The organism is Haliscomenobacter sp. (assembly GCF_041740695.1).
In the GTDB taxonomy this organism is placed as follows: Bacteria; Bacteroidota; Bacteroidia; order Chitinophagales; family Saprospiraceae; genus Haliscomenobacter.
This window is the reverse complement of sequence record NZ_JBGSLK010000023.1, coordinates 42,535-54,853: the sequence shown is the minus strand read 5'-3', so window position 1 is coordinate 54,853 and position 12,319 is coordinate 42,535. Positions and strand designations below refer to the sequence as shown.

At 50.2% G+C, this 12,319-nt stretch carries 11 protein-coding genes; 8 read left to right on the top strand and 3 right to left on the bottom strand.

What is annotated here, in order from left to right; translation table 11 throughout:
• Nucleotides 1-96: 96 nt before the first annotated feature.
• Nucleotides 97-864 carry an alpha/beta fold hydrolase gene (locus ACEW9O_RS04990; protein WP_373549032.1) on the top strand — a complete coding sequence of 256 codons (768 nt, stop codon included), beginning with the start codon at nt 97-99 and terminating at the stop codon, nt 862-864.
• A gap of 52 nt (nt 865-916) precedes the next feature.
• Nucleotides 917-1,582: a DJ-1/PfpI family protein gene (locus ACEW9O_RS04985; RefSeq protein WP_373549031.1), complete on the top strand. Its 666-nt coding sequence runs from the start codon at nt 917-919 to the stop codon at nt 1,580-1,582.
• A 104-nt stretch (nt 1,583-1,686) separates the two neighbouring features.
• Here ACEW9O_RS04985 and ACEW9O_RS04980 read toward each other — a convergent pair whose 3' ends face one another.
• Nucleotides 1,687-2,508 carry a purine-nucleoside phosphorylase gene (locus tag ACEW9O_RS04980; protein WP_373549030.1) on the bottom strand — a complete coding sequence of 274 codons (822 nt, stop codon included), beginning with the start codon at nt 2,506-2,508 and terminating at the stop codon, nt 1,687-1,689.
• A gap of 243 nt (nt 2,509-2,751) precedes the next feature.
• On the opposite strand from ACEW9O_RS04980, the gene ACEW9O_RS04975 reads away from it, so the two are divergent.
• From ACEW9O_RS04975 to ACEW9O_RS04960, 4 genes are all read left to right on the top strand, one after another.
• Nucleotides 2,752-3,411, top strand: coding sequence for a peptidylprolyl isomerase (locus tag ACEW9O_RS04975; RefSeq protein WP_373549029.1), 660 nt, complete (start codon nt 2,752-2,754; stop codon nt 3,409-3,411).
• Nucleotides 3,411-4,454 carry an acyltransferase family protein gene (locus tag ACEW9O_RS04970; RefSeq protein ID WP_373549028.1) on the top strand — a complete coding sequence of 348 codons (1,044 nt, stop codon included), beginning with the start codon at nt 3,411-3,413 and terminating at the stop codon, nt 4,452-4,454. Before ACEW9O_RS04975 ends, ACEW9O_RS04970 begins: the two co-directional genes overlap by 1 nt.
• Before the next feature lie 170 nt (nt 4,455-4,624).
• The gene (locus ACEW9O_RS04965; protein WP_373549027.1) at nt 4,625-6,025 is read left to right on the top strand and encodes a hypothetical protein; all 1,401 of its coding nucleotides are present in this window, start codon (nt 4,625-4,627) and stop codon (nt 6,023-6,025) included.
• Complete coding sequence (locus ACEW9O_RS04960; protein ID WP_373549026.1) at nt 6,025-6,906, top strand: NAD kinase; 882 nt, start codon at nt 6,025-6,027, stop codon at nt 6,904-6,906. Before ACEW9O_RS04965 ends, ACEW9O_RS04960 begins: the two co-directional genes overlap by 1 nt.
• Nucleotides 6,907-6,993: 87 nt before the next feature.
• On the opposite strand, the gene ACEW9O_RS04955 is transcribed toward ACEW9O_RS04960, so the two are convergent.
• Nucleotides 6,994-8,127 carry a helix-turn-helix domain-containing protein gene (locus ACEW9O_RS04955; protein ID WP_373549025.1) on the bottom strand — a complete coding sequence of 378 codons (1,134 nt, stop codon included), beginning with the start codon at nt 8,125-8,127 and terminating at the stop codon, nt 6,994-6,996.
• Between the two features lie 105 nt (nt 8,128-8,232).
• Here ACEW9O_RS04955 and ACEW9O_RS04950 point away from each other — a divergent pair, with 105 nt between their 5' ends.
• Nucleotides 8,233-9,996 carry a CRTAC1 family protein gene (locus ACEW9O_RS04950; RefSeq protein WP_373549024.1) on the top strand — a complete coding sequence of 588 codons (1,764 nt, stop codon included), beginning with the start codon at nt 8,233-8,235 and terminating at the stop codon, nt 9,994-9,996.
• Between the two features lie 174 nt (nt 9,997-10,170).
• A complete protein-coding gene (locus ACEW9O_RS04945) occupies nt 10,171-11,958 on the top strand; it encodes a M24 family metallopeptidase (protein WP_373549023.1) in 1,788 nt (595 codons plus the stop codon).
• Nucleotides 11,959-11,960: 2 nt separating this feature from the next.
• Here ACEW9O_RS04945 and folB read toward each other — a convergent pair whose 3' ends face one another.
• Entirely contained in the window at nt 11,961-12,317 is a 357-nt protein-coding gene (gene folB, locus ACEW9O_RS04940) for a dihydroneopterin aldolase (protein ID WP_373549022.1), read from the bottom strand.
• Between the last annotated feature and the right edge of the window lie 2 nt (nt 12,318-12,319).

Genomic DNA, 12,319 nt, shown 5'->3' with positions numbered 1-12,319 from the left:
TAGGCTCCGCAGGCGACTCTGACACGTCCTTGTCCAAGTCGCTTGCGGAGCCTAAACCTTCTCAACCTCCCTCAACCTCCCTCAACCTTTATCAAAATGGAATTAAACCATAAATCGCTCGGCCAAGGCGAACCGCTCATTGTGTTGCACGGCCTGTTTGGCACTTTGGACAATTGGCAAACCCTGGCTAAATCCTGGGCAGAGCATTACCTGGTCTACCTCGTTGACTTGCGCAACCACGGGCGTTCGCCACATGTGGATGGATTGAGTTATCCGGCGATGGCGCAGGATTTGCACGATTTTATGGAGCTAAACTGGATCCACAAAGCTCATGTCCTGGGGCATTCGATGGGGGGTAAAGTGGCCATGGAGTTCGCATTGACCTATCCAGACATGGTGGATAAACTCATCGTAGTTGACATTGCACCTCGTGCTTACGCCCCTGGGCACGACGAAATTTTTACCGCCCTTTTTGCCATTGACCTCAACACCTTGGAAAGCCGTCAAGCCGCTGAAGCCGTCCTCGAACAATACATTCCAGAATGGGGGGTACGGCAGTTTTTGCTTAAAAACCTGTCGCGAATCAAAGAAGGTGGTTTTGAGTGGAAAATGAACTTGCCGATCATTTATCGGGATTATGCCCAGATTTTGGCGCCGCCAAGTGAGGCTGATCCATTTGAAGGCCCCGCTTTGTTCATTCGGGGGGAACAATCTCGGTATGTACGCGACGAGGATATCCTGCACATTCAAGAACTTTTTCCTCGCAGCACGTTGCAGACTGTACCCAATGCAAGTCACTGGGTACATGCGGAGCAACCGGAGCTATTAAATGGGATGGTGATGGAGTTTTTGGAGAAAGGGTAGTGCTACATCAGCACATTAACAAATTAGCACATCAGCACATTAAGACATCAACATGATCATCGGTTTCATCCTTTTCCCTCGCCTCACCCAGCTCGACCTCACCGGGCCTTACGAGGTTTTTGCTCGTTTGCCAGAAACGCAGGTTTTGCTCTTGGCCAAAACCCTTGATCCCATTGTCACCGAAAAAGGTTTGGCCATCTTGCCCAATAGCACTTTTGATGCGGCACCCCAGCTCGATGTGCTCTGTGTACCCGGTGGGCCAGGAATCAACGACTGTTTGCAGGACGAAGTGCTGCTCCAGTTTTTGCGCCAGCAAAGTCAAGGAGCACGTTACGTCACCTCGGTGTGCACGGGAGCCTTGATTTTGGCGGCAGCAGGTTTATTGGATGGCTATCAGGCGACTACACACTGGCTTTCGCTGGATTTGTTGCGCCAGTTTGGGGTAGAGGTGCGCACAGAGCGGGTGGTACAAGACCGCAACCGCATCACGGGTGGCGGCGTTACAGCGGGTATCGATTTTGGACTGACAATTGCAGCGGCGCTGTTCGATCAAACGACTGCGGAGGCCATTCAGTTGATGATGGAGTACAATCCACAGCCACCATTTGAGAGTGGGCACCCTTCAACGGCGAGTAACGAAGTGATTGAAAAGGTGGAATTGGCGGCGGCACCATATCAGGAAGAAAGAAAAAAGATAATTGAGGGGTTACGGAAGTAGGTTATTTCAAACCTTGCCAACCCACGGATTTATCCGTGGGAGGCCACATACAGCACCACCCCATGACTTTAGTCGTGGGTCGTGGGCAGACGGCGCTAGCAGACTTACAACTCTGCTAACAACACCTTAATAATCCCCGACAATCTTTTCTCCGCCCCCTTGGCCACGGTCACCACATCCTCCAAACTCGTCTCCCGAATGTCCTCAATCGGATAACAACGATTCGTTGCCACGCTGGCTACAAAAATCGGCAAACTCATGTGCCGAGCCACCAATACCTCTGGCACTGTAGACATCCCCACCACATCAGCACCCATCATGTGGGCAAAATTGTATTCCGCAGGCGTTTCCAGATTGGGACCTTGCAGGCCCAAATACACCCCTTCGTGCGCCGCAACCCCTTGGGAACGCGCAATTTCCAGTGCCCTTATATTCAAAGCACGGTCGTAGGCATTCAACATGTCGGGAAAACGAGGCCCCAGGCGTTCGTCGTTGTGGCCCCGCAGTGGGTTGTCAGCTTGCAGGTTAATGTGGTCTTTCAGGAACACCAAATCCCCGGCATAAATATGCTGATTGACACTCCCTGCCGCATTGCTGATGAAGAGGCGCTGAATGCCGAGGAACTTCATCACACGCACCGGGAAAGTGATTTGTTGCATGCTGTAACCTTCGTAGTAGTGAAAACGGCCAGCCATGGCGGCCACTTTACGACCAGCCAGGTAGCCAAATACCAATTCCCCCTTGTGGCTTTCCACCGTAGAAATAGGGAAATGAGGGATGTCTTTGTAAGGAAAAACGGCCACCCTGTCGATTTCCTGGGCCAAATCGCTGAGGCCAGTGCCGAGGATGATTCCAAAATCGGGTTCAAAATCCGTTTTTGAACGCAAATAAGTCAGGGCTTCCTGAATTTGATCGTATAGCTGCATGATGGAAAATTGAAGTCCAAAGATAGGGAACGAAAATAAAATAAAGTAAACACTTGACAAGCTCTTTATTGATTTCGCTGCGTTACTCGTCAGTTGCGTAGTTCACTATGCGCCTTCCTCGTGCCTTGCCAAATCAAAAAACAGCCAAGTCAACCGGTTTACTTTATTTCATTTTCGTTCCTAACAAATCATCACATGGTAGATCGGCTTTACTTACCTTTGTAGCCAAATTTGGCTTCATCTATGAGAGTACTATTCATCTTTGTTTGCATGAGCTGTTGTTTTTGGTCTTGCAAAAACGAAAACCTGGAAATCCCCCAAGACCAGGTTGCACAAGTATTGACGGAATATGGTAAAACCAATCCCGAAACCGAAGCCGTCATTCACACCAATGAGGGGGATATCCACCTGCGCTTCTATACCGAAACGCCCTTGCACCGCGCCAATTTTGTGCGCATGATCAAGGCAGGCCATTACAAACAAGGCCATTTTTACCGCATCATCAGCAGTTTTATGGTGCAGGGAGGCAGTGAAGCCGAAGGGAAGTACCATTACCTGGTGCCCAACGAAACCAGCCCGGATCGCTTGCACAAATACGGTACCTTGGCCATGGCGCATTTCGATGAGGGCAACCCTGAAAACAACTCTTCTGCAACCGAATTTTACATCGTGCGGGGTCGGCGTTTTTTGAATGAAGACCTGGAAGAGTTGGCCGAAAACTACAATCCTGAACAGCTCAAAATTTTTGAAACCATCGGTGGTGCCCCCAACCTCGATGGAAAATATACCGTATTTGGTGAAGTAACTAAAGGTATGGACATCATTGAAAAACTGTCCGAAGTGCGCACCCGTGGCGAAGACGAACCCGAACAGAAGATTCGTTTCTCTCTGGAATTGAAATAATGTCCGAAAACAATACCCTTTCCGACCAGGCCGCTAAGCCACAAAACGCCAACATTGCCAGCATCGAATTGTTGCGCGGCCTGGCTTCTGCGGTGGTTTGTTTGTACCATTTTACCAATGGCCACAACAACTTCATTTCCGAAGCCAACTGGATCAAAGCCATTACGGGCAAAGGCTGGTTGGGGGTGGAAATCTTTTTTGTCATTTCTGGGTTCATCATCCCTTATTCCATGGCGCGGAGCCACTACCGCTGGCGCGATTTTCCGCTGTTCATGCTGAAACGCTGGGCGCGGATTGACCCACCTTTTTGGTTGAGCATCTTGTTTGTACTGGGCTTAAATGTATTGGCTACTTTGTGGTTGGTTCCATCTTTCAAGGTATCCTGGTCGCGCTTGTTCCTGCATTTTGGGTATTTGATTCCTTTCTTTCCGCCCAACCAATGGCTCAATGGGGTGTACTGGACACTGGGTGTAGAGTTTCAATACTACATTTTGGTGGGGCTCCTCTATCCTTTGCTCTTTCATAAACGCAGCTTGTCCTTTTGGTTTACGGCTGCGGGGCTCCTAACCATTACAATATTTACCAATCAACCCGCCTTTTTTTTCGATTACAGCATGTTTTTCATTCTGGGATTTGCCCTGTTTCGGCGTTTTGATGGCCAGCTGAAGCCCTGGGAATTTTACCTTTTTTCAGCCATCGTTTTTTGGGTCATCGAGTACAAGTTTAGTCTGCAATACCTCGTGGCTGGATTTATCCCTTGGTTATTGATTGCCTTTTGGCCAGATTTAAAAATACGCGGCTTGCGTTGGTTGGGCATGATTTCTTATTCCTTGTACCTGATCCATTTGCCGCTAGGCAAAAAGTTGATTCCCCTGGCAGCCCGCTATATCGAAGGGGATGGGCCGCGTTTGGTCTTTGTCATTTTCCTGTTTGCTTTTACCCTCTCGTTGGCTTATGGTTTTTATCAGCTCATTGAGCGGCCGGCGATGCGTTGGTCCAAGCTGGTACACTATGGGGAGCGGGAAGTGAAAAGTGAAAAGTGAAAAGTGGGCACCAGTCAATTCCAGCGCCACATAATTTTTCACCCTTCACTCTTCACTTTTCACTCTCAAAAGTTTGGCAGGCGACCAATAACACTAAATTTTCTTCTGACTTTCCTCGGAAATCTGTATATTACCGCTCTTAGTTAGAGGCCCACTTCCAATTTCAAAGTATGCGATTTGTATTGTCACTTTGTTTCTGGTTTTTTGTTACCGGGGCCATTGCGCAAGATGCGTATGTGGTGGTAGATAGTATTGCCATCAACGGAAACAAACGCACAAATATCCAGGTCATCCTCCGCGAACTTCCCTTCCAGATTGGAGACACCATTTTACGCAAAAATTTAAAGGACCGCCTTGCCTGGGCCAAACAACAGGTGCTGAACACTGGCATGTTCCGTGAAGGTATCATCAGCCATACCCCTAGTGCTACCAAGCCCGATCACATTTGTATTGCTCTGGATTTGGCGGAGAGCTGGTACATTTATCCCACGCCTTATTTTGAGTTGGCCGACCGCAATTTCAACGTGTGGTGGGTGGATCAAAACCGCTCCCTCGATCGCATCATTTACGGGATGGACTTTGTACACCGCAACTTTTCGGGCAATCGCGATCGTTTTCAGATCAAATTCACCAATGGCTATACCCGCAATTATTCCCTGGGGTACAAATTGCCTTTCATCAACCGGAAAAAGACCCTGGGCATAGATGCAGCTGTTTCCTTTGCACAAAATCGAGAAATCAACTACGCGACAACACAAAATCGCCAGCAGTTTTTTAAAGACGAAGACAAGTTTGCTTACCACCGCTTTCGCTCGCGCTTTTCCATGGTGTACCGGCCTAAGTTGCGCGAACAGCACGAAGCCCGGCTTAGCTACGAGGACAACAAAATCATGGATCAAATCGCCAAAGACCTCAATCCGGATTTTTTCCTGCAAGGGCGGAGCCGCCAACGCTATTTTTCATTGGCTTATACGTATACCTACGATTCGCGCGACTGTCGGCCTTACCCGCTCGAAGGGCAATATTTTTCAGCTACTTTGGAAAAAGATGGTTTGGGTCTCGTGTCCAACGACCGCAGCGCCCTGACTTTCAGCAGCCGTTACGCCCAGTTTTTGCCCTTGGGCAATCGTTGGAATTTCTCCTTCATCGGCCGGGCCAAATTCTCCTTCATCCGCAGCCAACAGCCCTACAACGACAACCGTGCCGTTGGTTATTCCGACAACGATTTGGTTGGTTACGAGTATTACGTCATCGACGGACTGGACATGGGCATCATCAATACCAGCTTTCGGGTCAAAATTGCGGACAATCGCCTCTGTTTTGGAAAAATCATCCCGGTAGAACGCATGCGGGAACTACCTTTTAAAGTATATTTGGCCGTGAACAACGACTTTGGCTACGTCAACCATCCTTTTGATTTTGGAGCCAACTCATTTACCAATCGGATGTTGTGGGGCAAAGGGATCGGCCTGGATGCAGTATTCTTTTTCGATAAGGTTTTTAAAATCGAATACAGCTTCAACCACCTCTGGGAGTCGGGGATTTTTTTTCATTTCAACATGAATATTTGATGCGGGTTGTCGTATACGCCTACGTGCTGAAGGATCATGATGTGCCGCACATCCAGCGCCTGTTTGATGCCTTGCACGAGGAAGGCATTTCGGTATACGTGTACGGCCCATATCTGGACCTGATGCGTGACAAAATCGTGTTTCAAAAGCCGGTAGGCGAGTTTGATGGTTACATCGATTTTACCCTGAAAAAATTTGACTTCTTGATCGCACTGGGTGGGGATGGGACCATCCTGAGCGCCATTACCCACGTCCGCGAATCGGGGGTACCAATCCTGGGCATCAACCTCGGGCGCCTGGGCTTTTTGGCGAGTATTGAAAAAAAACGCATCCGCGACGCCGTACAATTGCTGGCCAAAGGGCGTTACAGCATTGAAGAACGGGGCTTGTTGTACCTCGAAAGCAGCATGCCCTTGTTTGGAGACACCCGTTTTGCACTCAATGACTTTACCATTCTGAAGCGCGATACCTCCTCCATGATCACCATCCACACTTACATCAATGGCTCATACTTGAATACCTATTGGGCGGACGGGATCATTGTGGCTACTCCAACGGGTTCCACGGGCTATTCCTTGAGTTGCGGGGGGCCGATTATTTTCCCCAATTCCGGCAATTTTGTGATCACTCCGGTAGCTACCCACAACCTCAATGTACGCCCAGTGGTCATCTCCGACGATTCGATCATTTCTTTTGATGTAGAAGGACGAGCTGAAAACTTCCTCTGCACCTTGGATTCCCGTTTTGAAACCATTACTTCCGCGCATCAATTGGCGGTGCGGAAAAACGATTTTTCCATCAATCTGGTGCAATTGCACGATTATGGGTTTATGGATACCATGCGGGATAAGTTGGCTTGGGGGCAGGATTCACGGAATTAGTGCGATTGGGCCCTGCTTCGTAGTGCTATTCTTTTCACCACCTTAGAAACTAAAGGAACGAAGGGTCACCTCAGGGGATGGTGCGTTTTAGTTTGACGTCGCTTGTTGTTTAATCGCCGCTTTGTACAATAAGGGTGCCAGCCCAAATTTTTTGCGGAACGCATTGTAAAACGACACTTTGTTGTTGAATCCCGCCAGGTAGGCGATCTCTTTGACCGACAACTCTGGTGCGGCCTCACTCAGCAGTAGCTCCCGCGCTTTTTCCACCCGTAAATTGTTGATGTACTCATAAAAATTGCAGCCAATCACCTCATTGATCGTTTGGGAAAGATGGTATTTGGACACATCCAGGCGCTGCGCCAGTTGCTCCAAACTCAATTCCGCCTCCAGGTACAATTCTTCCTGTTCCATTACCAGTTTTAATTTGCGTTCGATGGCCGACAACACACTTTGGGGCAAAGCAGAACTGGGATTTTTGCTCACAAGTACCGGGTTTTTCCACCCCAAACCATCAAATACCGCTGGCTGCGTATAGCCCGCGTAGGCAATAAAAAAAACCAAAACCGTCATGGCCATCGAGATTTGATAATCCCAACTCAGGTTGAAAAAAGAGAAACGGATCAGTACAAAATAACTGCTGTAACAAAGGGCAAAACCCAAAAACGCCCAAGCCAGGCCACGGGTCCAAAAATTGATGCTGCTGTTGATTTTGCTTTGCCGATAGGCATAACGGATGATCCAAATCGAAAAGCCGAGCAGGTAAAACAAACGAGCATACAACAAAACTAACCTGATCCAGCCAGCCTGAGGGTAAATGGCCTGGCTTTGTAAAGCACTGGTTTTGTACGCCGCCGAACTGAAATACCAGGGCAAAAAAGGCAAGATCGCGAGGCAAAAAGGCAAAAAGAGCAGGTAGTCTAGCGGGCGCGGCCAGTAACGCTCATACACCCAACGCTGGTAAAACCACAAAAGCGGGCCAAACAAAAATGGAACCTGCAAGCCCAACATCGCAAAATGGGGAAACTGGTAAATGTACCGCGTCCACCACAAAACGTATTCGGCCATCATCAACCCAAAACCACACAACAAGAGTGCCAGCCACAAGTTGCCCCTCCGCTCCCGATCGGCTTTACGCCAAAAAACCAGGGTGAGGAACCAGGCCTGAAAAACGGCGAGTGCAAAAAGGATTGTCCAGGTATCCAGTGAAGGGGGCTGCGGCATCGCTTCTTTTTTGGCAAATAATACACATTTGTAAGAAGAAAGGGTAAATCTGGTTTCAGGTTTACTCCACTTTGCCAGTGAATGTACACATTTGGACAAAAAAGAATGCAGAACACCCGACTAGAATTCAAACCGTTGCGCTGCGGAGGCACCTTTGGGATGGCCTCCGCTATCTGGCTCGCCTCCGCCTTTTGGTTTGGCCTGTTGGCCCAAAGCCAATTTTCCCTTTTGAAAGACAGCCTTAACCCCGCGCTGAGTTTTCAGAATACTCCGGCTCGTTACAAGGGCGCTGCCTGGATTGATCTGGATGACGACAATCGCCCCGATCTGCTGGTTTGTCAGCGCTTTTTGTTCCACAACGAAGGTAATGGCAAGTTCCGCCAATTGCCCGATGTAACCCGTACTCATGGCGCGCAAGGGGCAGCCGGAGCAGCCTGGGGTGACATCGACAACGATGGCGACCCCGATATGATCCTGGCCGCACGCAATTCCGGGCTGTACCGCAACGACGGAGCGGCTGGTTTTGTCAACATCAGCCTGGCGCTACCTGGCCTGCGCGACAGCTTCCCCGCCTGGGATGCCACCTTGGCCGATGCCGACAACAATGGCCGTCTCGATCCGCTTTTTGTACACGCCCGCGGTTTTCATGGTAATCCGGCCTCACCCTGTAAGTTTTTTTTGCAAGGCAGCGATGGCCAATTTGTGGCCCAAAGTGGCTGGTCTTTTGTAGATTCCCTAGGGCCTTTCACCATTCCAACCTGGAGCGATTACGACTTGGATGGCGATCAGGATTTGTTCATTGGCAGCGGTCCCGGTGGCCGACCGGGTTTTGACCATTGTTTTCAAAATCAGCTCAAAGAAACGGGCACTTTTGGGTTCAAACGCCTAAAAACTTATCCCTTCGACCAGCCACAGGATGGGCAGGTGTACAATTTTCCCGATGTAGACAATGATGGTGACTTGGATCTGTGCCTGAGCAATTACAGCGGTGCGGTGTCGGGGCTTTGGCGCAATGAGGGCGGCAAATACGTCCCATGGCCCAGCCCTTTTTCCAATCGTCGCAGCTACCTGAGCAACAACTGGGCCGACCTCGACAACGATGGCGATCTGGATGCGCTCTTCACCCGCGATTCCGCCAATTATGTGCATTGTTACTGGAATGATGGCAAAGGTAATTTAAGCGAAACCCAAACCCCTACCGCTGCGGTTTTTGGCCTCGCTGGGGTCTCTCTGGCTGATTACGACAACGATGGCGACCTGGATTTGTATACCAATGGAGCTGGGGCGGCCCGCTCGCTCTTTCGCAATGAGTTGGTTAGCGGCAGCCAGCGGCATTGGTTACAGCTCAAATTGCAGGGTACCCGCAGCAATCGATCGGCGCTGGGCGCACGGGTTTGCATCAAGGCGAATGGCCTTTGGCAAACCCGGGAAGTGTTGGCGCACAATAATTTTCAGGGACACAATGACCTGCGGGCGCATTTTGGATTGGGCTCAGCACTGCTGATCGACTCCATGCGGGTCTTTTGGCCTTCGGGGCAGGTCGATGTATTCAGTCAGTTGGTGGTGGATCAGTTTTTCAAGCTGGAAGAGGCCGGGCGTTTGCAGGTGATACCAGAGCAGGTCATTGATTTGGTGGTAAAACCGGGGCAAAAAAAGGGGGCATTGCAATTGAACTTGCCAACGGGCGTTCAAGCAGGTTCATTGTCGCTGGCGAATGAACAAGGAGTGATGATTCCGGTGGATTTTCAGGTCAAGGGAAGCAGCTTGCTTTTGACGGCGGGGAAAAAGATGGAGGCAGGGAGGTATTATTTGACTATTTGGGGAAAGGATGGGGTAAACGTGCGGGGTCGGTTTAAACTAGCAAATTAAATCCTGAGGTGATTCCTTTAGTGTCTTAGGTTTCTTAGGTGGTGAAATAATTTTTTTACCACCTAAGAAACTTAAGACACTAAAGGGACACCTTAGCAAAGCCATGAATTTACTCCTAAAGTTTTACTCCTTTTTGAACTTTTACCAATAGCTTTAAGCCCCAAAAACACAACCATGCCACGCACCGCCCTTGCCGCCCTTCGCACTGCCCTCCAACGCCAGGAAATCGCTGCTTACATCGTGCCCAGCAACGACCCGCACCAAAGCGAATACGTGCCCGAATATTGGAAGCTCCGCGAATGGTTGTCTGGCTTTACGGGTTCAGCGGGTACGCTGGTGATTACGGCCACTGAGGCGCAGGTTTGGACCGATGGGCGTTACTTTCTTCAGGCGGAACAAGAACTGGCTGGCGGCCCCTTTGTGCTCAAAAAGCAACAAGTGCCCCATGCCCCCGAGCACATCGACTGGTTGGTGGCCAACTTGCCTGCGGGTGCGGTGGTGGCTGGGGATGGCAAACTCTTCAGCATACAACAGCAGCGCTACATCGAAAAACGTTTTGCGGCCAAAGGCATCGAATTTGATACCCAGCTCGATTTGTTAGGGCCACTCTGGGAAGCGCGCCCGGCCTTGCCTCTCAACCCTGTTTTTGAGCAAGATACCTATTTTGCTGGGCTGAGTCGGGCGGAAAAGTTGCAGGCGCTGCGCATCGAAATGCAAGCCCTAGGCTGCACCCAGCACCTGGTGTGTACCCTCGAAGACATCGCCTGGCTGCTCAACCTGCGCGGCAGCGACGTGGCCTACACGCCTGTGTTTGTAGCTTACCTGATCGTAGGTTTGGAAGATGCCTGCTTGTTCATCCATTCTGCCAAAGTGCCTGCCGATATTTATACCCAATTGCAGCAGGATAAAGTCCGCTTGATGCTCTACACGGGCATCGATGGGTTCTGCGCCGAAATGAGTGCCCGCGACACCATTTTAATCGATGCAGGCTCTTGCAGCGGGCACCTGTACCACTTGCTGAGCAAAGTGCGCATCAAAGAGGGAGAGCACCTAATCCGGCGACAGAAAGCCATCAAAAACCACGCGGAAATCTACCATTTTAAAGGCGCCATGCGCAAGGACAGTGTGGCACTTTTGCAGGCTTTTCGCTGGTTGGAAGCGGCCTTAGCCAAGGGTGAGACGCCGAGTGAGTACGATTTTGCCCAAAAAATTGCCGCCTCTCGCGCCGAACAAAGCGATTACGTCAGCGAAAGTTTTCCGGCCATCATTGGCTACCAAGGCAATGGCGCCATCATTCACTATCGCCCCGCCCAGGAGGGATCGGCGCGCATCAAACCCGAGGGGATTCTGTTGGTTGATTGTGGGGCACAGTACCGCGATGGCACCACCGACATCACCCGAACCATCGCGTTGAGTGAACCAAGCGCACAACAGCGCCTACATTTCACCTTGGTGCTCAAAGGGATGATTGCCCTGAGCAGCGCGGTATTCCCCCGAGGTACCAACGGCATGCAACTGGATGCCCTGGCCCGGCAACCCCTCTGGCAGCACGCCCTGAATTACAACCACGGCACCGGACATGGCGTTGGCGCATTCCTGAGTGTACACGAGCCCCCACAGGGTTTTGCCAGCAATGCTACGACCAGCAGAGGCACAACTGCCCTAGAGCCTGGCCACATTTGTTCGAATGAACCCGGTTTTTACCTCGCCAATGAATACGGCATTCGGATCGAAAACCTGATCCTTTGTGCGCCGCACGTGGAGAGTGAATACGGCGAGTTTTTGCACTTTGATACCTTGAGTCTGTTTCCGATTGATCTGAACTTGATTGAGCAGCATTTGTTGACTGCTGCAGAGGTGCAGTGGCTGAATGTTTACCACGAGCGAGTAGTAAGGGAGCTGTCGCCTTTGCTTAGCGAGGAAGAGTTGAAATGGTTGCTTGAAAAAAGTAGGCCAATTTGATTTTAGCTGATGTGCACATAGGCCCGATCCACTACGCCAGCCAAGGGGGGATTCTTTTTACTCAATTTCACTTCGATTTTAGTGGCAAAGGGAAATTGCATTTTTAGCCGATTGTAAATGCGCTGCGCCAGGGTTTCGATCAGGCGGGTCGTTTTTTTCATTTCCATTTTGCAAATCTCGTAGATCATTTCGTAATTGACGGTGCCAGTGAGGTCGTCGGCAATCGTCACCTCACGCATACTTTTGTCCCCAATTTGCACGTAAACATCTACGATAAAATAGGTGCTGGTAACCTGTTCTTCCTCGTAATAGCCATGATTGGCAAAAAACTGCATACCCTCCAGTGCAATCGTCGTCATAA